Annotated in this window: 21 protein-coding genes, 1 pseudogene and 1 other annotated feature; of the genes and pseudogenes, 20 read left to right on the top strand and 2 right to left on the bottom strand. The window is 38.0% G+C overall.

The genetic code is table 11. The annotated features are described in order from the left end of the window. The first annotated feature begins 43 nt into the window (after positions 1–43). The 20 genes from pgeF to pyrE all read left to right on the top strand — a co-directional run bounded on the left by pgeF (position 44) and on the right by pyrE (position 20,616). Entirely contained in the window at positions 44–853 is an 810-nt protein-coding gene (gene pgeF, locus DJ93_RS05040) for a peptidoglycan editing factor PgeF (protein WP_042979477.1), read from the top strand. A 5-nt stretch (positions 854–858) separates the two neighbouring features. Then, positions 859–1,533, top strand: a complete 675-nt coding sequence (locus tag DJ93_RS05035; RefSeq protein WP_042979476.1) for a YggS family pyridoxal phosphate-dependent enzyme — start codon at positions 859–861, stop codon at positions 1,531–1,533. A 19-nt stretch (positions 1,534–1,552) separates the two neighbouring features. Then, positions 1,553–2,023: a cell division protein SepF gene (locus tag DJ93_RS05030; protein WP_042979475.1), complete on the top strand. Its 471-nt coding sequence runs from the start codon at positions 1,553–1,555 to the stop codon at positions 2,021–2,023. Positions 2,024–2,029: 6 nt separating this feature from the next. Next, positions 2,030–2,293, top strand: coding sequence for a YggT family protein (locus DJ93_RS05025; protein ID WP_042979474.1), 264 nt, complete (start codon positions 2,030–2,032; stop codon positions 2,291–2,293). Between the two features lie 15 nt (positions 2,294–2,308). Continuing rightward, a complete protein-coding gene (locus DJ93_RS05020; protein ID WP_042979473.1) occupies positions 2,309–3,079 on the top strand; it encodes a YlmH family RNA-binding protein in 771 nt (256 codons plus the stop codon). 89 nt (positions 3,080–3,168) lie between these two features. After that, a complete protein-coding gene (divIVA, locus tag DJ93_RS05015) occupies positions 3,169–3,675 on the top strand; it encodes a septum site-determining protein DivIVA (RefSeq protein WP_001131611.1) in 507 nt (168 codons plus the stop codon). A 51-nt stretch (positions 3,676–3,726) separates the two neighbouring features. Next, positions 3,727–3,951, top strand: a binding site (T-box leader). Positions 3,952–4,022: 71 nt separating this feature from the next. Beyond that, complete coding sequence (gene ileS2 / locus DJ93_RS05010; RefSeq protein WP_042979472.1) at positions 4,023–6,788, top strand: isoleucine--tRNA ligase; 2,766 nt, start codon at positions 4,023–4,025, stop codon at positions 6,786–6,788. Positions 6,789–6,953: 165 nt separating this feature from the next. Then, positions 6,954–7,283 carry a TraR/DksA family transcriptional regulator gene (locus tag DJ93_RS05005; RefSeq protein WP_042979471.1) on the top strand — a complete coding sequence of 110 codons (330 nt, stop codon included), beginning with the start codon at positions 6,954–6,956 and terminating at the stop codon, positions 7,281–7,283. 124 nt (positions 7,284–7,407) lie between these two features. Continuing rightward, a complete protein-coding gene (gene lspA / locus DJ93_RS05000; protein WP_042979470.1) occupies positions 7,408–7,866 on the top strand; it encodes a lipoprotein signal peptidase LspA in 459 nt (152 codons plus the stop codon). A 4-nt stretch (positions 7,867–7,870) separates the two neighbouring features. Then, on the top strand, positions 7,871–8,779 hold the full coding sequence (locus tag DJ93_RS04995) for an RluA family pseudouridine synthase (protein ID WP_042979469.1): 909 nt from the start codon (positions 7,871–7,873) through the stop codon (positions 8,777–8,779). 203 nt (positions 8,780–8,982) lie between these two features. Beyond that, on the top strand, positions 8,983–9,525 hold the full coding sequence (gene pyrR / locus DJ93_RS04990; protein ID WP_042979468.1) for a bifunctional pyrimidine operon transcriptional regulator/uracil phosphoribosyltransferase: 543 nt from the start codon (positions 8,983–8,985) through the stop codon (positions 9,523–9,525). Between the two features lie 145 nt (positions 9,526–9,670). Next, positions 9,671–10,954 carry a uracil permease gene (gene uraA / locus DJ93_RS04985; RefSeq protein ID WP_042979467.1) on the top strand — a complete coding sequence of 428 codons (1,284 nt, stop codon included), beginning with the start codon at positions 9,671–9,673 and terminating at the stop codon, positions 10,952–10,954. 148 nt (positions 10,955–11,102) lie between these two features. Further along, positions 11,103–12,017: an aspartate carbamoyltransferase gene (gene pyrB / locus DJ93_RS04980; RefSeq protein WP_042979466.1), complete on the top strand. Its 915-nt coding sequence runs from the start codon at positions 11,103–11,105 to the stop codon at positions 12,015–12,017. Further along, on the top strand, positions 12,001–13,287 hold the full coding sequence (gene pyrC, locus DJ93_RS04975) for a dihydroorotase (RefSeq protein ID WP_042979465.1): 1,287 nt from the start codon (positions 12,001–12,003) through the stop codon (positions 13,285–13,287). Before pyrB ends, pyrC begins: the two co-directional genes overlap by 17 nt. After that, positions 13,284–14,381, top strand: coding sequence for a carbamoyl phosphate synthase small subunit (locus tag DJ93_RS04970; protein WP_042979464.1), 1,098 nt, complete (start codon positions 13,284–13,286; stop codon positions 14,379–14,381). Before pyrC ends, DJ93_RS04970 begins: the two co-directional genes overlap by 4 nt. After that, the gene (gene carB / locus DJ93_RS04965; protein WP_042979463.1) at positions 14,366–17,584 is read left to right on the top strand and encodes a carbamoyl-phosphate synthase large subunit; all 3,219 of its coding nucleotides are present in this window, start codon (positions 14,366–14,368) and stop codon (positions 17,582–17,584) included. Before DJ93_RS04970 ends, carB begins: the two co-directional genes overlap by 16 nt. Further along, entirely contained in the window at positions 17,581–18,360 is a 780-nt protein-coding gene (gene pyrK, locus DJ93_RS04960; protein WP_000983359.1) for a dihydroorotate oxidase B electron transfer subunit, read from the top strand. Before carB ends, pyrK begins: the two co-directional genes overlap by 4 nt. Then, the gene (pyrD, locus tag DJ93_RS04955) at positions 18,357–19,286 is read left to right on the top strand and encodes a dihydroorotate oxidase B catalytic subunit (protein ID WP_042979462.1); all 930 of its coding nucleotides are present in this window, start codon (positions 18,357–18,359) and stop codon (positions 19,284–19,286) included. The genes pyrK and pyrD overlap by 4 nt, the downstream gene beginning before the upstream one ends. Beyond that, positions 19,271–19,987: an orotidine-5'-phosphate decarboxylase gene (gene pyrF / locus DJ93_RS04950; RefSeq protein WP_042979461.1), complete on the top strand. Its 717-nt coding sequence runs from the start codon at positions 19,271–19,273 to the stop codon at positions 19,985–19,987. Before pyrD ends, pyrF begins: the two co-directional genes overlap by 16 nt. Then, entirely contained in the window at positions 19,984–20,616 is a 633-nt protein-coding gene (gene pyrE / locus DJ93_RS04945; RefSeq protein ID WP_042979459.1) for an orotate phosphoribosyltransferase, read from the top strand. The genes pyrF and pyrE overlap by 4 nt, the downstream gene beginning before the upstream one ends. A 126-nt stretch (positions 20,617–20,742) precedes the next feature. On the opposite strand, the gene DJ93_RS04940 is transcribed toward pyrE, so the two are convergent. Next, positions 20,743–20,997 carry a YbeF family protein gene (locus DJ93_RS04940; RefSeq protein ID WP_042979458.1) on the bottom strand — a complete coding sequence of 85 codons (255 nt, stop codon included), beginning with the start codon at positions 20,995–20,997 and terminating at the stop codon, positions 20,743–20,745. Between the two features lie 169 nt (positions 20,998–21,166). Further along, positions 21,167–21,547, bottom strand: a pseudogene (locus DJ93_RS04935) (hypothetical protein); the annotation flags it as partial. Positions 21,548–21,618 lie beyond the last annotated feature (71 nt).

The raw sequence follows: 21,618 nt of genomic DNA, 5'->3' as shown, positions 1-21,618 counted from the left end.
GTACCATGCTTTGTATGTTATTTTAATTAAAAGGAGCCGCTTTATGAGAGAACCATTTAAATATGTGGACGGTATACTATATTTAGAAGCGTGGAAAGAACTTGGAAACATTACTGCTGGATTTACAACAAAAGATGGTGGAGTAAGTACAGGCTCCTTTCATGCGATGAATTTAGGGTTACATGTGAATGATATTGTAGAGAATGTTCATGAAAACAGACGCATTTTGGCGAAGAAATTGCAAAAGCCGTTAGAGAATTGGATTTGCTCTGAACAGGTTCATGATCATCATGTTGAAAAAGTAGGGAAACAAGAAAAAGGAAGAGGTATTTATTCGTACGAAGATGGTATCCCAAATACGGATGGCATTTATACGACAGATACAGATATGTGCTTAACATCTTGTTATGCTGATTGTGTTCCGATCTATTTTTATGCACCATCACATGGTATGATAGGACTTGCTCATGCTGGATGGAAAGGAACTGTAAAAGGGATTGCGAAGGAAATGATTCAAAAGTGGAATGGGGAAGGTGTTCCAGTTCACGAGATTCATGTTGCGATTGGACCAGCTATCGGGTCGTGCTGCTATGTTGTTGATGATCGTGTATTAGCAGCAGCAAAACAGGCAGTAAACGGACCTGTTCCTTATAAATTAATTTCAGATGGACAATATGCAATTGATTTAAAAGAAATTAATCGTATATTATGCGTGCAAGCAGGTATAAAAGAAGAGCATATTGTCATGTCATCCCTTTGTACAAGCTGTGAAGAACAATTATTTTTCTCACATCGCCGCGATCAAGGGGAAACGGGAAGAATGTTGAGTTTCATAGGTTTTAAGGAGGATTGAAAACAGTGGCAGTGCAAGAGAAGTTGACGTATGTTAATGCAGCGATTAAAGAAGCGTGTGAACGAGCTGGACGCTCGGTACAAGATATTAAGCTTGTTGCAGTTACAAAAACAGTAGGGATTGAGAAAACAAACGAAGTAATAGAAGCTGGACTAGCTGATTTAGGTGAGAATCGAAATGAAGGCTTTTTACAAAAGTATGAACACTTTGGCTCGAAAGTAAATTGGCATTTTATTGGTTCATTGCAGACGAGAAAAGTAAAAGAAATCATTAACGAGATTGACTATTTACATTCATTAGACCGTCTTTCGCTTGCAAAAGAGATTCAGAAGCGTTCTACAAAGAAAATTCGATGTTTTGTTCAAGTGAAAACATCTTTCGAGGAATCAAAGCAAGGGGTATCGGCTGCAGAAACAATTCCATTTATTCAAAGTTTGCAAGAACTTGACAAAATTGAGGTTGTTGGATTAATGACAATGGCGCCGTTTACGGAGGAAGATGAAATGGTTCGTCGTTGTTTTAAGGAATTGCGTATGTTACAAAAAGAAGTGCAAGAATTAGGTTTATCATACGCACCGTGTGAAGAATTATCAATGGGAATGTCAAATGATTACAAGATTGCAATTGAGGAAGGCGCTACATATATTCGTTTGGGAACGATTTTAGTAGGAGAAGCATAGAAGGAAGGAGAATGTTAATATGAGTTGGTCAAAAGTAAAATACTTCTTTTTTGACACACCGGAAGAAAAAGAAGCAGCTCAATATAGTTATGAAAAGGGGCAAACAGAAATGAAAAAGCAGCAAGATCCTCCGGAGCAACAGGATGTTCCATTTACAAAAGTGCAACCGAAACAAAATATTGTAAGTATTGAAACTGCAAAGCAGTCTTCTAAAGTTGTTTTGTTAGAACCACGCACATATTCAGAAGCACAAGGGATTGCGGATCATTTAAAAGGCAAACGAGCTGTTGTGATTAATTTACAAAGAATGTCTACTGATCAAGCTGTGCGTATCGTTGACTTTTTAAGTGGTACTGTATACGCTATAGGCGGGGATATTCAAAAATTAGGACCGAAAACATTCATATGTACACCTGAAAATGTAGATATTGTGGGTGCTATTTCAGAGTTGTTCGGTGAAGAAGAAGAGACAAATATAAAGAGGTGGTAATACGCCATGATAACAGTTTTACAATTATTGCTTTATGGGATTGAAATTTACTCTTGGGCGCTTATCATTTACATTCTTTTATCTTGGTTCCCAGGTGCAAGAGAATCAGCATTTGGAGAGTTTCTTGCGCGTATTTGTGAACCGTATTTAGAGCCGTTTCGAAGATTTATTCCACCGCTTGGTATGATTGATATTTCTCCAATTGTTGCGATTATTGCATTGAAGCTTGCTAGTAGTGGATTAGTAAGTTTGTTCCGCTACTTTTTATAGTGAGAGGTTCCATACATGAGCATCTATGAACACTTTAGACCTGAAGAAGCGGTCTTTGTTGATAAAGTGTTAGAGTGGAAGCAGGCGGCAGAGTACCATCAAGTAAAGTTAACAGACTTTTTAGATCCGCGCCAGCAGCAAATTGTAGCTACAGTGATAGGTCAACAAGGAGAGGTTGCTGTACAATTTGGTGGTGGAGCGCCGCAAGCAGAGCGAAGAAGAGCACTTATTTATCCGGAGTATCTAGAATTAAATGAAGAGGAATTTCAAATAGAAGTATTAGAAATTGACTATCCTTCCAAGTTTTATACGCTAGAACATAGGCAAATATTAGGTGCATTTATGTCACTTGGTTTAACGAGAGAAAAATGCGGTGATATTTTGCTCCAAGAAAATCGTGCCCAAATTATAGTTGCAAAAGAAGTTGTTTCGTATATTGAAATGAATTTACAATCAATAGGAAAAACGAAGATCTCACTTTCATCTGTACAAGCGGAACAAATTTTGCAGTTACATGAAAAATGGGGTGAGAAGTCTGGAACGGTTTCGTCACTTCGTCTAGATGTCGTTTTGGCTGAAATGTTGCATATATCACGGCAAAAAGTGCAGCCACTTATAAAAAATGGCTTAGTGAAGGTGAACTGGAAAGTAGTCGAGCAAACTGCTTATGAATGTTTTCCAGGGGATGTTTTTTCAGTTAGAGGATATGGACGAAGTAAATTATTTTCTGTAGAAGGTAGAACGAAACGCGACAAATGGAGAGTTTTGTATGGTATACTAAAATGATTGGTTTTTTAGAAGGAAATTCTCCTATTTTGTCGAAAAAGGATATAATTGCAAGAGGAAAATTTAGATAACTACTTGGAGGTGGCGTTGTGCCGTTAACACCATTAGATATTCATAATAAAGAATTTGGTCGCGGTTTCCGTGGCTATGATGAAGATCAGGTAAATGAGTTTCTTGATCAAATCATCAAAGATTATGAATTAGTCATTCGTGAGAAAAAAGCTTTAGAAGAAAAAGTTGCACAATTAGAAGGAAAATTAGATCATTTTTCTAACATTGAAGATACGTTAAATAAATCTATCGTTGTTGCACAAGAAGCAGCGGAAGAAGTAAAACGTAATGCACAAAAAGAAGCGAAATTAATTGTACGTGAAGCAGAAAAAAATGCAGATCGTATCATTAATGAAGCTTTAGTAAAATCAAGAAAAGTTGCCTTTGATATTGAAGAGCTAAAGAAACAAGCGAAAGTATTCCGTACTCGCTTCCGCATGTTGCTAGAAACACAGCTTGAAATGTTAAACAACGATGATTGGGACAAATTAATTGAGTTAGAAGACGAAGTGGACGAGCTGTTGAAAAAAGAAGAAACAGTGTAAGCTTGACGTTTTTCTCATTATTACATATAATTTTAAACAACATATTTATTAAGAAAAACGAAGATAGGGATAAGTACCTTTTTCATACCTTATATAGCGAACTGAGGATGGTGTAAGCTCAGGATAAGGCGATAATGGGAATATCACCCTGGAGTTCCGCGCTGAACACTTGTAGTAAGCGTAGGCGTATATTCGCGTTAAGAATATAAAGAGGACCATATACATATGTATATGGTCTACTAGGGTGGTACCGCGGGAGACTTTCTCGTCCCTTTTGGGGATGAGAGGTCTCTTTTTTATTCCCTTTTTTAAGGTCTTTCTTTTATATATTTAAGGAGGAATTGAGTATGGAGTATAAAAATACATTACTAATGCCAAAAACAGAATTCCCAATGCGTGGGAATTTACCAAAACGTGAGCCTGCAATGCAAGAAAAATGGGCTGAAATGAATATTTATGAAAAAGTACAAGAACATACAAAAGGTCGTCCTTTATTTGTACTGCATGATGGACCTCCATATGCGAATGGTGACATTCATATGGGCCATGCATTGAATAAAGTGTTAAAAGACTTTATTGTTCGTTTTAAATCAATGACAGGATACTGTGCACCATATGTACCTGGTTGGGATACACACGGTTTACCAATTGAACAAGCTTTAACAAATAAAGGTGTAAAACGTAAAGAAATGACAGTTGCTGAATTCCGTAAGCTATGTGCGGAGTATGCGTATGAGCAAGTAGAACGTCAACGTGAACAATTTAAACGTCTAGGTGTACGTGCAGATTGGGATAATCCGTATATTACTTTAGAACCAGCTTATGAAGCACAACAAATTAAAGTGTTCGGCGACATGGCGAAAAAAGGTTATATCTATAAAGGGCAAAAGCCTGTTTACTGGTCTCCAACTAGTGAATCTGCTTTAGCAGAAGCTGAAATTGAATATCAAGATAAAAAATCGGCATCTATTTACGTAGCATTCCCTGTAAAAGATGGAAAGAACGTATTAGAAGGTGACGAGAAATTTATTATTTGGACAACAACACCTTGGACATTACCAGCAAACTTAGGTATTTCGGTTCATCCGGAACTTGAATATAGCATTGTGAAGGTAAATGGTGAGAAATATATCATCGCTTCTGAGCTATTTGATACAGTTGCAAAAACGTTAGAATGGGAAAATACTGAAGTTGTAAAAACAATTAAAGGTAGCGAACTTGAGTATACTGTTGCAAAACATCCATTCTACGATCGTGATTCTTTAGTTATGCTAGGTGAGCACGTTACAACAGATGCTGGTACAGGTTGTGTTCATACAGCACCTGGACACGGGGAAGATGACTTCCTTGTTGGTAAGCAATATGGATTAGAGGTTCTTTGTCCAGTTGATGATAAAGGTGTATTAACAAGTGAAGCACCTGGATTTGAAGGCCTATTCTATGATAAAGCTAACAAACCAATTACGGAAAAATTAGAAGAAGTAGGAGCGTTATTAAAATTAACGTTTATTACACATTCTTATCCACATGATTGGAGAACGAAAAAACCAATTATTTTCCGTGCAACAGCACAGTGGTTTGCATCTATTGAAGCGTTCCGTAAAGAATTATTACAAGCTGTAGAAGAAACGAAGTGGGTACCAGCATGGGGTGAAACACGTCTTCATAATATGGTTCGTGACCGTGGCGATTGGTGTATTTCTCGTCAACGTGCATGGGGGGTACCAATTCCGGTATTCTACGCAGAGAACGGTGACCCAATTATTACAGATGAAACAATTAACCATGTAGCAGATTTATTCCGCGAACACGGTTCTAATGTATGGTTCGAGCGTGAAGCGAAAGATTTATTACCAGAAGGATTTACACATCCAGGTAGCCCAAATGGTGAATTCCGTAAAGAAACAGACATCATGGATGTATGGTTCGATTCAGGTTCTTCTCACCAAGCAGTATTAGAAGAGCGTGAAGACTTACAACGTCCAGCTGATTTATATTTAGAAGGATCTGACCAGTATCGTGGTTGGTTTAACTCTTCATTATCAACAGCAGTTGCAGTGACGGGTAAAGCGCCATATAAAGGCGTACTAAGCCATGGTTTCGTACTAGATGGTGAAGGACGTAAAATGAGTAAGTCGATTGGAAACATCGTCGTACCTAAGAAAATTATGGACCAATTGGGCGGAGACATTTTACGCTTATGGGTATCTTCTGTTGACTATCAATCTGATGTACGTATTTCCGATGATATTTTAAAACAAGTAGCAGAAGTGTATCGTAAAATCCGTAACACATTCCGTTTCTTATTAGGAAACTTAGATGACTTTAATCCAAGTGAAAATACAGTAGCGGTAGCTGAACTTCGTGAAGTAGATCGTTACATGTTAGTAAAATTAAATGACTTAATTACAAAAGTAAAAGAAGCATATGAGACATATGATTTCGCGGCAGTATATCATGCAATTCATAACTTCTGTACAATTGATTTAAGTTCATTCTATTTAGATTTTGCAAAAGATATTTTATACATTGAAGGTGCAAATCACGAAGATCGTCGTGCAATCCAAACGGTGTTGTATGATGTACTTGTTGCATTAACGAAACTTGTAACACCAATCTTACCTCATACGGCTGATGAAGTATGGCCGTATATTCCTGGGGTAACGGAAGAAAGCGTTCAGCTAACAAACATGCCAGAAGCTGTAGAAGTAGATGGTGCTGAAGCGTTAAAAATAAAATGGGATGCATTTATGACACTTCGCGGTGACGTATTAAAGGCACTAGAAGTGGCTCGTAATGAGAAAGTAATCGGTAAGTCATTAAATGCAAGTATTACGTTGTATCCAACTGCAGAAATGAAGGAAATGTTAGAGTCTATTCGTGAAGACCTAAAACAATTGTTTATCGTTTCTGAGTATAAGCTTGGTGGTATGATGGAAGAAGCTCCAGTAGATGCACCTAAGTATGAGCACACAGCTGTTGTTGTAGCTCAAGCAACTGGCGATACATGTGAACGTTGCTGGGTTGTTTCAGAGACAATTGGTAAAGACGCTGAACATGAAACATTATGCGAGCGCTGTGCGACAGTTGTTAAAGAAAATTACGTAAAATAAGTGATGTAATAAAAAACTGACTGCTAGTAATGGTAGTCAGTTTTTTTATTTAAGATATATCAAAATAACTTTCACTCTCTTTCCTATGAAGGAAAAATGTGTGTGAGGTAAGCGTGGGAATTTCGGACACACTAACTGTACATTGCAGCCGGGAGGAATGTACACGTGAATGAAATTTATATGGAAATAAAAGAGGAATTACAATTGATGAAAAAAGAATTACAAGAGCGATTGGCAAAGGAAGCAATGCACATATATCATGTGGAATTCGGACAAGAATTCGGATATGAAATGAAGGAAGATGCAAAAAAGAAGTTGTTTTTACATGATATAAGAGAAGATTTAAAAGATGTAGAACGTGCATTGTTTAAAATGGAAATTGATATGTATGGTATTTGTGAGGAAACAGGAGAATACATTTCTGTGAAACAAATGAAAATGATGCCAACAGCTCGTACAATTAAGGAATTCTTATACGAAAGGGTAAATGTATGAATACGCACAACGATATTATATTACCTTTTATCATTTTATTTTATTCTTCTATAAAGGTACATTGTGAAAAGATAACAGCTATGCTAAAATTTTGAGGTACACTGTCTTTGTGGGGGAAATGAAAATGATATATTATTTAATAGCGTTATTTGTCATTGCCATCGATCAAATATCGAAATGGTTAATTGTAAAAAACATGGAATTAGGTACAAGTATCCCGATTATCGATAATGTATTATACATAACATCACATCGGAACAGAGGAGCTGCCTGGGGCATTTTAGAAAATAAAATGTGGTTCTTCTACATTATTACAGTTGTTTTTGTAGGATTTATCGTATTTTATATGAAAAGATATGCAAAAACGGACAAACTTCTAGGGGTTTCATTAGGTCTTATTTTAGGCGGAGCAATTGGCAATTTTATTGATCGTGTATTTAGACAAGAAGTGGTGGATTTCATTCACGTGTATATTTTTTCGTACAACTATCCGGTATTCAATATAGCTGATTCAGCTTTATGTATTGGAGTTGTACTAATTATTATTCAAACATTATTAGAAGGAAAGAAAATGAAGGAGTAATTGAATGAGTGAAGTAGTACAAGTAACAGTTGCAGAAGAACAAAAAAACGAGCGAATCGATAAATTCGTTGCAGGTGTCAACAATGAATGGTCACGTACACAAGTGCAACAATGGATAAAAGATGGCGTTGTGACAGTAAATGAGAAAGCGGTAAAAGGGAATTATAAAGTAAGAGTAAATGATGAAATTACAGTAACAATTCCAGAACCAGAAGAGTTAGATATTCAACCAGAAGATATGAATTTAGAAATTTATTATGAAGATGCAGATGTGCTTGTTGTAAATAAGCCGCGTGGTATGGTTGTACATCCAGCCCCAGGGCATACAAGCGGTACGCTTGTAAACGGACTTATGCATCATTGTACAGATTTATCAGGTATTAACGGTGTAATGCGTCCTGGTATTGTACATCGTATTGATAAAGATACATCTGGATTATTAATGGTTGCTAAAAATGATATGGCGCACGAATCACTTGTAAATCAACTTGTAGCCAAAACGGTAACGAGACGTTATAAAGCGATTGTACACGGTGTAATTCCACATGATAAAGGGACAATTGATGCGCCAATTGGTCGCGATAAGAAAGAACGTCAAAGTATGACAGTTGATGAAAATGGTAAGAACGCTGTTACGCACTTCCAAGTGTTAGAGCGCTTTAAGGACTTCACACTTGTAGAATGTCGCTTAGAAACGGGACGTACGCACCAAATTCGTGTTCATATGAAATATATTGGTTATCCACTTGCAGGGGATCCAAAGTATGGTCCAAAGAAAACATTAGATATGAATGGGCAAGCACTTCATGCAGGTATTTTAGGTTTTGAACACCCTCGTACTGGTGAATATATTGAGTTTGAGGCACCGATTCCAGAAGTGTTTGAAGAAGCACTAAATATTTTACGGAAATAGTATTGACAAATCATAAGAAAACTGAGATACTGGCAACAGTTAAATAATGATCCTTTAACACAGCCCCGTGAGGTTGAGAAGGTAACGGTTTGAAATACTTAGGGTATGCTGTACCCTTTTTTCAAAAGTCCTCTCGCACACGCTGAGAGGACTTTTTTTATACCATTCCTCTCACGCAAGAAAAAAGCTTGGAGGTGTAGAGCATGCAAGAGAAAGCTATCGTTTTAGATGACCAAATGATTCGCCGCGCTTTAACACGAATTAGTCATGAAATCGTGGAACGAAATAAAGGTGTCGATAATTGTGTTCTTGTCGGAATTAAAACACGTGGAATTTTTATTGCACAACGTTTGGCAGAACGAATTGGTCAAATTGAAGGAAAAGAGATGGAAGTAGGAGAGTTAGATATTACGTTATATCGTGATGATTTAACACTACAATCGAAAAATAAAGAACCACTTGTAAAAGGTTCTGATATCCCTGTAGATATTACGAAGAAAAAAGTTATCCTTGTGGATGATGTATTATATACAGGAAGAACAGTTCGAGCAGCAATGGATGCTCTTATGGATTTAGGTAGACCATCGCAAATCCAACTGGCTGTTCTTGTTGATAGAGGACATCGTGAATTACCAATTCGCGCTGATTATGTAGGAAAGAACATTCCAACATCAAGTGAAGAGCGTATCGAAGTTGATTTGCAAGAGACAGATCAACAAGATCGAGTAAGCATATACGATAAGTAAAGCCCTTTTAAATGTAGTCCTGTGAGGCTGCCAAAGGGTCTTGGCTTTTATATGTCAAATTTGGCATACGAAAGTATAGGACTCTTTGTGCATAGGCACAAAGAGTTTTTTATTGCAAAGATTTAAACTGAAGGAGGATGTAACAATGGAACAAAAGCCAGTGTTAGACGTTAATGAAATACCGAAACCGGGAAAATGGTTATTTTTAAGTATACAACATTTGTTCGCGATGTTTGGATCAACAGTGCTTGTTCCGTTTTTAACAGGATTGAATCCGTCAGTAGCGTTAATATCAAGTGGATTAGGAACGCTAGCGTTTCTTCTTATAACGAAAGGTCAAGTACCAGCATATTTAGGATCATCATTCGCCTTTATTGCACCAATTATTACAGCAAAAACAGCAGGTGGACCTGGAGCAGCAATGCTTGGTGGTTTGCTAGCAGGGCTTGTGTACATTTTAATCTCACTCGGAATTAAGAAATCTGGATCAGAGTGGATTATGAAATTACTTCCTCCAATCGTAGTTGGACCGGTTGTAATGGTAATCGGTTTAGCTTTAGCACATACAGCAGTGAACATGGCGATGAACGGTGCGGATGGTAAGTATAGCATTACACACTTTTCAGTAGCATTAGTAACATTAGCAATTACAATCATTTGCTCCATATTTGGAAGAGGATTTTTCAGTATCATACCAGTGTTACTTGGAATCATCGGCGGATATATCTTCGCCTACTTTCAAGGGCTAGTGGATTTAAAGCCGGTAGCTGAGGCAAAATGGTTTGACGTACCAGACTTCACAGTACCGTTTGTAACATACACTCCGGAGTTTTCATGGAAGATTGTACTTTTAATGGTACCAGTTGCACTTGTAACAATATCAGAACATATTGGACATCAAATTGTACTGGGAAATGTTATTAAAAGAGATTTAATTGAAAAGCCAGGTTTACATCGTTCAATCTTCGGTGATGGGGTAGCAACATTAATTGCATCATTAATCGGTGGACCACCGAATACAACATACGGTGAGAATATTGGTGTACTAGCAATTACGAGAGCATACAGTGTATACTTATTCATCGGTTCAGCAGTATTCGCAATCATGTTCGGGTTTATCGGTAAGATTTCTGCACTGATTCACTCCATACCGACACCGGTTATGGGTGGTGTATCAATCTTACTATTCGGTGTAATCGCATCAAGCGGTTTACGCATGATGGTAGATGAAAAAACAGACTTAAGTGACAAACGAAACTTAATGATTGCATCAGTTATACTAGTAATCGGCATTGGTGGAGCGGTACTTCACGTAGGAGAATCGTTCCAAGTAGAAGGAATGGCACTAGCAGCAATTGTAGGCGTACTGTTAAATCTACTACTACCAGAAACAAAACAAACAAAACAATCTAAGCAGATTGCTTCATAAAAACAACCTTTTAATTCAGTCCTGTGAGACCGGAAAGGGTGGCTTCTTTCTTGCACCCTAGTCTCACACGGCTAGGGTATTTTTATGCAGTTATTGTTATATAAATACAAAAGTGTTATCATAAAAATCAGAAAGATGAGGGATGACGATGAACCATTTGTTAACGATGAGTGAATTATCGGAGCGAGAAATTTCAGAAATCCTAAAAGACGCAGAAGATTTTGCGAATGGAAAAGAGAGCAAAACGACAGAGCAAACATTTGTAGCAAACTTGTTCTTTGAAAATAGCACGAGAACGAGGTTTAGCTTCGAAGTTGCTGAGAAGAGATTAGGACTTGACGTTTTAAACTTTTCAGCAGATTCATCTAGCGTACAAAAAGGAGAAACTTTATACGACACGATAAGAACACTAGAATCAGTCGGAACAAAAGCGGTAGTCATCCGCCATGAGCAAGATCGTTACTTTGATGAGCTGAAAGATCAAGTAAACATTCCAATTTTGAATGCTGGAGATGGATGTGGAAATCATCCAACGCAATGTCTGCTCGATCTTCTAACAATTAAACAAGAGTTTGGAAGATTTGAAGGTTTGAAGATTGCAATAGTTGGAGATGTTCGTCATAGCCGAGTAGCGCGATCCAATGCTGAAACATTAACGAAACTTGGGGCAACGATTTACTTTGCAAGCCCAGAAGAGTGGAAAGATGAAGAAAACACATTTGGAACGTACAAAGATTTAGATGAACTTGTTCCAGAAGTTGATGTGATGATGTTACTTCGTGTGCAGCATGAGCGTCATGATCATTATGAAACAGACATTATGAAAGAGTATCATGAAAAACATGGATTAACGATTGAAAGAGAAAAACGTATGAAACAAGGAAGCATTATTATGCATCCAGCTCCTGTAAACCGTGATGTGGAAATTGCGAGTGAACTTGTTGAGTGTGAGCGTTCCCGCATATTTAAGCAGATGGAAAATGGAGTTTACGTAAGAATGGCTGTACTAAAACGCGCCTTACCAAATGTATTAGGAGGAATGAAACATGAATTATTTGTTTAAAAATGGTCGTTATATGAATGAAGAAGGAAAAATCGTAGCAACAGATCTTCTCGTACAAGACGGTAAAATTGCGAAGGTATCAGAAAATATTACGGCAGATAATGCTGAAGTAATTGATGTAAATGGAAAGTTAATTGCACCTGGGTTAGTAGATGTACACGTTCATCTTCGTGAGCCAGGTGGTGAACATAAAGAAACAATTGAAACAGGAACGCTTGCAGCAGCAAAAGGTGGATTTACAACAATTTGCGCAATGCCAAATACGCGCCCTGTACCAGATTGTAAAGAGCATATGGAAGATTTACAAAAGCGTATTAAAGAAAAAGCACACGTAAATGTATTACCATACGGAGCAATTACAGTACGTCAAGCAGGTTCTGAAATGACAGACTTTGAAACATTAAAAGAACTTGGGGCATTTGCTTTTACTGATGATGGAGTAGGCGTACAAGATGCAAGTATGATGCTAGCTGCTATGAAGCGTGCAGCGAAATTAAATATGGCGGTTGTTGCACACTGTGAAGAAAATACGCTTATTAATAAAGGATGTGTACATGAAGGGAAGTTTTCTGAGAAACACGGATTAAACGGTATCCCATCAGTATGTGAATCCGTACATATTGCCCGGGACATATTACTTGCGGAAGCAGCAGATTGTCACTATCACGTATGTCACGTAAGTACGAAAGGATCTGTACGTGTAATCCGTGATGCGAAACGCGCGGGAATTAAAGTAACAGCAGAAGTAACACCGCATCACTTAGTGTTATGTGAAGATGATATCCCATCAGCTGATCCTAACTTTAAAATGAATCCGCCGCTTCGTGGGAAAGAAGATCATGCAGCGTTAATTGAAGGGCTATTAGATGGAACGATCGATATGATCGCAACTGACCATGCACCGCATACAGCGGAAGAGAAAGCACAAGGAATTGAAAGAGCACCATTCGGAATTACTGGTTTCGAAACAGCATTCCCACTTCTATACACAAACCTTGTGAAAAAAGGAATTATCACACTAGAACAGTTAATTCAATTCTTAACAGAAAAGCCAGCAGATACATTCGGCTTAGAAGCAGGTCGCCTGAAAGAAGGTAGAGCAGCTGATATTACAATCATTGATTTAGAACAAGAAGAAGAAATTGATCCAACAACATTCTTATCAAAAGGAAAAAACACACCATTCGCAGGTTGGAAATGCCAAGGTTGGCCGGTTATGACAATCGTTGGTGGTAAGATCGCATGGCAAAAGGAGAGTGCATTAGTATGAAAAGACAACTTATCTTAGAAGATGGAACAGTATTAATTGGAAAAGGTTTCGGAGGAGAAATCGAAAAGTCAGGTGAGGTTGTTTTTACAACTGGGATGACTGGATATCAAGAAACATTATCTGATCCATCATATTGCGGTCAAATTGTAACATTTACGTACCCATTAATCGGAAACTACGGCATTAACCGTGACGATTTCGAATCAATTCACCCATCTGTAAATGGTTTAATCGTAAACGAAATTTGTGATCACCCATCAAACTTCCGTAATGAAATTTCGTTAAATGATTACTTAAAAGAAAGAAACATCCCAGGATTAGCAGGAATTGATACGAGAAAATTAACGAGAAAAATTCGTCAATATGGAACATTACGTGGACGTCTTTGCAACATGGATGCGGATGTAGAGTACATCGTTAGCCAATTAAAAGCGACAGTTTTTACAGATCATGTAAAACGCGTATCAACGAAAGATCCATATCCAAGTCCAGGTCGTGGCCATCGTGTTGTACTTGTAGACTTCGGTATGAAACACGGTATTTTACGAGAATTAAATAAACGTGATTGCGATGTAATTGTTGTACCTTACAATACAACAGCAGAAGAAATTTTACGTCTTAGCCCAGATGGAATTATGTTAAGTAATGGACCTGGAGATCCAAAAGATGTACCAGAAGCAATTGAAATGTTAAAAGAAATCATCGGAAAAGTACCTTTATTTGGGATTTGCCTTGGCCATCAATTATTCGCTCTAGCATCTGGTGCGAATACAAGTAAATTGAAATTCGGTCACCGTGGTTTAAATCATCCAGTAAAAAATCTTGCAACTGGAAAAGTAGCAATTACTTCTCAAAACCATGGATACGCAGTAGAAGAAGAGTCAGTTGAAAATACAGATCTTGAAATTACACATGTTGCTTTAAATGATGGAACAGTAGAAGGTCTTCGTCATAAGAAGTTCCCAGCATTTACAGTACAATACCATCCAGAAGCTTCAGCAGGACCAGAAGATGCAAATGATTTATTCGAAGATTTCTTAACAATGATTGAAAACTTCAAGAAAGAAGGGGAAGAGTTATGCCAAAACGCCTAGACATTAACACAATTTTAGTAATCGGATCAGGACCAATTGTAATTGGGCAAGCAGCGGAGTTTGACTACTCTGGTACGCAAGCTTGTCAATCTCTTAAAGAGGAAGGTTACAAAGTAATCCTTGTTAACTCGAACCCAGCAACAATTATGACGGATACTGCCACAGCAGATAAAGTATACATTGAGCCATTAACATTAGAATTCGTAAGCCGTATTATTCGTAAAGAACGCCCAGATGCAATCTTACCAACATTAGGTGGTCAAACAGGTTTAAACATGGCTGTTGAACTTGCAAAATCAGGCGTACTTGACGAGTGCGGAGTTGAAATTTTAGGAACAAAATTATCAGCAATCGAGCAAGCGGAAGATCGTGATTTATTCCGTACATTAATGCAAGATTTAAATGAACCAACACCACCAAGTGAAATTATTCATAACCTTGATGAAGCATATGGATTTGTAAACGAAATTGGTTATCCAGTAATCGTTCGTCCAGCGTTCACATTAGGAGGAACGGGCGGCGGTATTTGCCATAACGAAGAAGAGTTAATTGAAATCGTAACAAGTGGTTTAAAACATAGTCCAGTAACACAATGTTTATTAGAGAAAAGTATTGCTGGCTGTAAGGAAATTGAATATGAAGTAATGCGTGATTCTAATGATAACGCGATTGTAGTATGTAACATGGAAAACATCGATCCAGTTGGTGTTCATACAGGTGATTCTATCGTTGTAGCACCGAGCCAAACGCTAAGTGATCGTGAGTATCAAATGTTACGTAACACTTCATTACGAATTATTCGTGCATTAGGAATTGAAGGTGGATGTAACGTTCAGCTTGCACTTGATCCATATAGCTTCCAATACTATGTAATCGAAGTAAACCCACGTGTAAGTCGTTCATCTGCACTTGCATCTAAAGCAACTGGATATCCAATTGCGAAATTAGCAGCGAAAATTGCAGTCGGTTTAACATTAGATGAAATCGTAAACCCAGTAACACAAAAAACTTATGCTTGCTTTGAGCCAGCATTAGACTATGTTGTTTCAAAAATTCCACGTTGGCCATTTGATAAGTTTGAATCAGCGAACAGAACGCTTGGTACACAGATGAAAGCAACTGGTGAAGTTATGTCAATCGGACGTAACTTAGAAGAATCATTATTAAAAGCGGTTCGTTCTTTAGAGCTTGGCATTTATCACTTAGAATTAGACCACTTAAAAGAACTTGATAAAGAAACAATGAAAAAACGCATTATTAAAGCAGATGATGAGCGACTGTTTATTGTAGCAGAAGCAATTCGTCAAGGTGTAACACAAGAAGAAATCAACGCATGGTGTGAAATGGACTTCTTCTTCTTACAAAAAGTTGAAAACATCGTAAACATGGAACGTGAAGTAAAAGCGAATGTAGGAAATATGGAAGTATTACGAGCTGCGAAAGAAATGGGCTTCAGCGATCACTATATTGCAGCTGCTTGGAACAAAACTGAGCGCGAAATTTACGATATGCGTAAAGAAAATAATATGACGCCAGTATTCAAAATGGTAGATACTTGTGCGGCAGAGTTTGAATCTGCAACACCATATTACTACAGCACATATGCTGACGAGAATGAATCAATTGTAACAGATCGTAAGAGTGTAGTAGTTTTAGGATCTGGTCCAATTCGTATCGGTCAAGGTGTTGAGTTTGACTATGCAACAGTTCACTCTGTATGGGCAATTAAAGAAGCTGGATATGAAGCAATTATCATTAACAATAACCCAGAAACAGTTTCAACAGACTTCAGTATTTCTGACAAATTATACTTTGAACCATTAACGATTGAAGATGTAATGCACATCATCGATTTAGAGAAGCCAGAAGGTGTTATCGTTCAGTTCGGTGGACAAACGGCAATTAACTTAGCTGCGAAATTAGAAGAACACGGTGTGAAAATTTTAGGAACATCACTTGAAGATTTAGACCGTGCAGAAGATCGTGATAAATTCGAAGCTGCTTTAACAAAGCTTGGTATCCCGCAACCAGTTGGTAAAACAGCAACGACTGTAGAACAAGCGGTAGCAATCGCTGAAGAAATTGGTTACCCAGTATTAGTAAGACCATCTTACGTACTAGGTGGACGTGCGATGGAAATCGTATATCGTCAAGAAGAACTGCTGCACTACATGAAAAATGCAGTTAAAGTTCACGCTGATCACCCAGTATTAATCGACCGTTACATGGTTGGTAAAGAAATTGAAGTAGATGCAATTTCAGACGGCGAGAATGTATTCATTCCAGGTATTATGGAACATATTGAACGCGCTGGAGTTCACTCTGGGGATTCAATTGGAGTATATCCACCACAAAGCTTATCTGAAAAACTAAAAGAGCAAATTATTGAACATACAATTGCACTTGGAAAAGGTTTAAACATTGTTGGATTACTAAATATCCAGTTTGTAGTATTCAAAGATGAAGTGTATGTAATTGAAGTAAATCCACGTGCGAGCCGTACAGTACCATTCTTAAGTAAAATTACAGGCGTACCGATGGCGAATGTTGCAACGAAAGTTATTTTAGGTCAAAACCTTGTAGAACAAGGATATGGAACTGGCTATCACCCAGAAGAGAAGGAAGTGTATGTAAAAGCACCAGTATTCTCATTTGCGAAACTACGCTCAGTTGATACAACGTTAGGACCTGAAATGAAATCGACAGGGGAAGTAATGGGGAAAGACTTAACGCTTGAAAAAGCATTATACAAAGGGCTAGTTGCTTCTGGAATTAACATTCCGACGCACGGATCAGTAATCATTACTGTAGCGGATAAAGATAAAGAAGAGGCAATGGAAATTGCAAAACGTTTCCATGAAATCGGTTATAACTTATTAGCAACAGCTGGAACAGCACAATCGTTAGCAGAGCAAAATATTCCAGTGCAAGTTGTAAACAAAATTGATTCTGAAGACTACAACTTACTTGATATTATCCGTCAAGGAAAAGCACAGTTTGTAATCAATACATTAACAAAAGGAAAACAACCAGCGCGTGATGGTTTCCGTATTCGCCGTGAATCAGTAGAAAATGGTGTGGCTTGCTTAACATCACTTGATACAACGAGAGCAATCTTACGAGTATTAGAATCTATGACATTCTCAGCTCATTCAATGAAAGAAATTACGCAAACGAAGCGTCACGAGGTGGTACATGCATGATGCAAAAGCAAAATATGATCGTCGTTAACCAAAAAGAAATCGCAAAAAACATTTACGAATTAGTGCTTCAAGGAACGCTAGTACAGCAAATGAACGAACCAGGGCAGTTTGTACACATTAAGGTAGCAGAGGGCATTGCGCCCCTTCTGCGCCGCCCGATTAGTATTTGTAATGTCGATCAAGAGAAGAATGAATTTACAATGCTATATCGTGCAGAAGGACAAGGGACAAAAACATTAGCAACTAGAAAACAAGGTGAGATGGTAGACGTACTAGGACCACTAGGACACGGTTTTCCTGTAGAAGAAGCGGAAGCTGGACAAACAGCTTTGTTAGTAGGCGGGGGAATTGGTGTACCACCACTTTATGAATTATCACAGCGCCTCGTTGCAAAAGGTGTACGTGTTATTCACATCTTAGGTTTTCAAACGAAAGATGTTGTTTTCTATGAAGAAAAATTTGCAGAACTTGGTGATACGTACGTTGCAACAGTAGACGGTACACACGGTACAAAGGGATTTGTAACAGATGTAATTGATAATTACGGAATCGACTTTGACATTCTTTATTCATGTGGCCCGTTAGCGATGCTTCGTGCATTAGAAGGACGTTACAAAGAGAAAAAAGCCTATATTTCATTAGAAGAACGTATGGGTTGTGGGATTGGAGCTTGTTTCGCATGTGTATGCCACTTACAAGAAGATCCGAGCGGACATTCTTACAAGAAGGTGTGTAGCGACGGACCAGTATTTCCAATCGGGGAGGTTGTACTATGAGCAGATTGCAAGTTGAATTACCAGGATTATCGTTAAAAAATCCGATTATACCGGCATCTGGATGCTTTGGATTTGGTCGTGAATATGCACAGTTTTACGATTTAAGTGTACTAGGATCAATCATGATTAAAGCGACGACAGAACAACCACGCTATGGAAATCCGACGCCTCGTGTTGCTGAAACACCGGGCGGCATGTTAAATGCAATCGGACTTCAAAATCCAGGTTTAGAAAAAGTAATGAATTCTGAATTACCATGGTTAGAACAATTTGACCTTCCGATTATTGCGAACGTTGCAGGCTCACAAGCTGAGGATTACGTAGCGGTTGCAAAGGAAATTTCTAAAGCGCCTAATGTCCATGCACTAGAATTAAATATTTCTTGTCCAAACGTAAAAACAGGTGGTATCGCCTTTGGTACGAATCCTGAAATTGCTGCTGATTTAACGAAGCGAGTAAAAGAGGTTTCTGAAGTGCCTGTATATGTGAAGTTGTCACCGAATGTGGCAAACATTGTGGAAATTGCAAAAGCGATTGAAAATGCAGGTGCAGATGGTTTAACGATGATTAATACATTGCTTGGTATGCGTCTAGATTTAAAAACAGCTAAACCGATTTTAGCAAACCGTACAGGCGGATTATCAGGTCCTGCGATTAAACCAGTAGCAATTCGTATGGTACATGAAGTAAGCCAAGCGGTTAACATTCCAATTATCGGAATGGGTGGTATTGAAACAGCGGAAGATGTAATTGAATTCTTATACGCTGGCGCAAGCGCAGTTGCAGTTGGTACAGCGAACTTCATTGATCCGTTCGTATGTCCGACAATTATTGAAGAGTTACCAGCATTATTAGATGAATTAGGATTTGATCACATTTCGGAATGTCAAGGAAGGAGCTGGAAGCAAACATGTCACAGTCGTTAATTGTTGCACTAGATTTTCCAGGGAAACAAGAAGTAGAACAATTTTTACACCACTTTGAAGGGGAAGAGTTATTTGTCAAAGTTGGTATGGAGTTATTTTACAAAGAGGGCCCTGCAATTATTACGTACTTAAAAGAAAAAGGACATAAAATCTTTCTAGATTTAAAACTTCATGATATTCCGAATACAGTAAAAAGCGCTATGCGTAGCCTAGCTAGTCTAGATGTTGATATGGTAAATGTTCATGCTGCTGGGGGAAGCAGTATGATGAAAGCTGCGCTTGAGGGATTAGAGGAAGGGAAGCAAGAAGGAAAAGAGAGACCAATTTGCATTGCAGTTACACAATTAACAAGCACTTCGGAAGCTATGATGAAAAAAGAGATTGGTATTGAGAAAACGTTAGAAGAAGCGGTTGCTCATTATGCAAAATTAACGAAAGAAAGTGGACTTGATGGCGTTGTATGTTCAACGCTAGAAGTACCAAAATTACGCGAAGTATGCGGGGATGCATTTGTAACAGTAACACCGGGGATTCGTCTTGCAACAGATGATGTAAATGACCAAGTGCGCGTAGCAACACCGAAACGTGCGAGGGAACTTGGATCAAGCTACATCGTAGTTGGACGTAGTATTACAAAAGCTGAAAATCCGCTTGAAGCGTATAAAACAGTAAAACAACAGTGGGAAGGTGTAACAGTATGAAAAAAGAAATCGCATCGCATTTATTAGAAATTGGAGCAGTATTTTTACAACCGAATGATCCATTCACTTGGTCTTCTGGTATGAAATCACCAATTTATTGTGATAATCGTTTAACTTTATCTTATCCAAAAGTACGTCAAGCAATCGCAGCTGGATTAGAAGAGTTAATTAAAGAGCACTTCCCAACTGTAGAAGTTATTGCAGGAACAGCAACTGCCGGTATTGCGCACGCTGCATGGGTAAGCGATCGTATGGATTTACCAATGTGCTACGTACGTAGTAAAGCAAAAGGTCACGGTAAAGGGAACCAAATCGAAGGAAAAGCTGAAAAAGGTCAAAAAGTAGTAGTAGTTGAAGATTTAATTTCAACTGGCGGTAGTGCAATTACATGTGTAGAAGCACTTCGTGAAGCTGGTTGTGAAGTATTAGGAATCGTATCAATCTTCACATACGAGCTTGAAGCAGGAAAAGAAAAACTAGAAGCAGCAAACGTAGTATCATATTCTTTAAGCGACTACAGCGCATTAACAGAAGTAGCAGCAGAAAAAGGTATGATCGGACAAGCTGAAACGAAAAAATTACAAGAGTGGCGTAAAAATCCAGCTGATGAGGCTTGGATCACAGCGTAACACGAAAAAAGACGACCGCGGGGGGAAACGCGGTCGTTTTTTATACCATTTTTTTCAGCAGCATCATAATCAAGTAAAGTGCCATCAATAGTAAAGAAAATCATACTAAAATCTTCTTACTAATAATTAGTTATTGCCTCCTGCAACTTCATACCCTTTCACAAATAATAGAGTCATATAAGAAATAATAAATGAGAATATACTATACATGCCGACCCAAAAGAAAAATTTTGGAGTAAAGGTGATAACACCTACTATAAGAAAAATCGCAAACGTTACAATTGGCATTACGTAATACGTTCTCGTTCTACGGGTTCCAATGATTGAAACAATAAAGATAAGTGATGGACAAATTAATAAGACGAAAATCAATTCATTCATAGTTATGTCCCCTTTTCTAGTAGAAGTAATATGTTTCCTGCAAACGTTTAAAAATAATTGCTCTCCTAAAATAATTTCGTCAAATGGTGAGAAATCCCCTTTGAAAAATCAGTATATTTCAACAGTTGATAAAATGAAAAAAATCGCAAACAAGGATAGTCTTGATGCGCTATAAAATAAACATTGCCACAATAGTTGTGACAATTAAACCGATGATGACCGGTAAAAAGTTTCGACGTACGAGTTCAAATGGATCCACTTTATCAATCGCTGCGGAAGGAATAAGTGCCCAAGGGATTAACGTTCCACCACCAATAAGTGCTGTTGCATCGCTTCCTTGTAATTGAAACTGAATCGTGCAAAGAATATCAATCGCATATACGATAGGGATACAAATGGCAAGCCATCTTTTTACACGAGGTGATAATGAAGTGAGTGTTTTAGAGGATTCAGTTGATGGAGTAGATTTCTGAATAGGTAAGCCGGTATGGAATTCTTTTCGTAAGAAGAAAAAGGCAACGGATGTTGTAACAACTCCCATAAAACTCACATCCTTTAGGTACTTGTGTAGTTTAGTGTATGAAAGGAGTATGTGAATATAGAAAAAAGGAAAAATATAAT

Source organism: Bacillus clarus, assembly GCF_000746925.1.
Lineage (GTDB): Bacteria > Bacillota > Bacilli > Bacillales > Bacillaceae_G > Bacillus_A > Bacillus_A clarus.
Note: the sequence above shows the minus strand (reverse complement) of the source record. Positions and strands in the feature narration are given on the sequence as shown.

Excerpts from the sequence above, each read along its gene's own strand:
- pgeF (WP_042979477.1), top strand. The coding sequence starts at position 44 with ATGAGAGAACCATTTAAATATGTGGACGGTATACTATATTTAGAAGCG.
- DJ93_RS05030 (WP_042979475.1), top strand. The coding sequence starts at position 1,553 with ATGAGTTGGTCAAAAGTAAAATACTTCTTTTTTGACACACCGGAAGAA.
- DJ93_RS05025 (WP_042979474.1), top strand. The coding sequence starts at position 2,030 with ATGATAACAGTTTTACAATTATTGCTTTATGGGATTGAAATTTACTCT.
- DJ93_RS05020 (WP_042979473.1), top strand. The coding sequence starts at position 2,309 with ATGAGCATCTATGAACACTTTAGACCTGAAGAAGCGGTCTTTGTTGAT.
- ileS2 (WP_042979472.1), top strand. The coding sequence starts at position 4,023 with ATGGAGTATAAAAATACATTACTAATGCCAAAAACAGAATTCCCAATG.
- lspA (WP_042979470.1), top strand. The coding sequence starts at position 7,408 with ATGATATATTATTTAATAGCGTTATTTGTCATTGCCATCGATCAAATA.
- DJ93_RS04995 (WP_042979469.1), top strand. The coding sequence starts at position 7,871 with ATGAGTGAAGTAGTACAAGTAACAGTTGCAGAAGAACAAAAAAACGAG.
- pyrR (WP_042979468.1), top strand. The coding sequence starts at position 8,983 with ATGCAAGAGAAAGCTATCGTTTTAGATGACCAAATGATTCGCCGCGCT.
- uraA (WP_042979467.1), top strand. The coding sequence starts at position 9,671 with ATGGAACAAAAGCCAGTGTTAGACGTTAATGAAATACCGAAACCGGGA.
- pyrB (WP_042979466.1), top strand. The coding sequence starts at position 11,103 with ATGAACCATTTGTTAACGATGAGTGAATTATCGGAGCGAGAAATTTCA.
- pyrC (WP_042979465.1), top strand. The coding sequence starts at position 12,001 with ATGAATTATTTGTTTAAAAATGGTCGTTATATGAATGAAGAAGGAAAA.
- DJ93_RS04970 (WP_042979464.1), top strand. The coding sequence starts at position 13,284 with ATGAAAAGACAACTTATCTTAGAAGATGGAACAGTATTAATTGGAAAA.
- carB (WP_042979463.1), top strand. The coding sequence starts at position 14,366 with ATGCCAAAACGCCTAGACATTAACACAATTTTAGTAATCGGATCAGGA.
- pyrK (WP_000983359.1), top strand. The coding sequence starts at position 17,581 with ATGATGCAAAAGCAAAATATGATCGTCGTTAACCAAAAAGAAATCGCA.
- pyrD (WP_042979462.1), top strand. The coding sequence starts at position 18,357 with ATGAGCAGATTGCAAGTTGAATTACCAGGATTATCGTTAAAAAATCCG.
- pyrF (WP_042979461.1), top strand. The coding sequence starts at position 19,271 with ATGTCACAGTCGTTAATTGTTGCACTAGATTTTCCAGGGAAACAAGAA.
- pyrE (WP_042979459.1), top strand. The coding sequence starts at position 19,984 with ATGAAAAAAGAAATCGCATCGCATTTATTAGAAATTGGAGCAGTATTT.
- DJ93_RS04940 (WP_042979458.1), bottom strand. The coding sequence starts at position 20,997 with ATGAATGAATTGATTTTCGTCTTATTAATTTGTCCATCACTTATCTTT.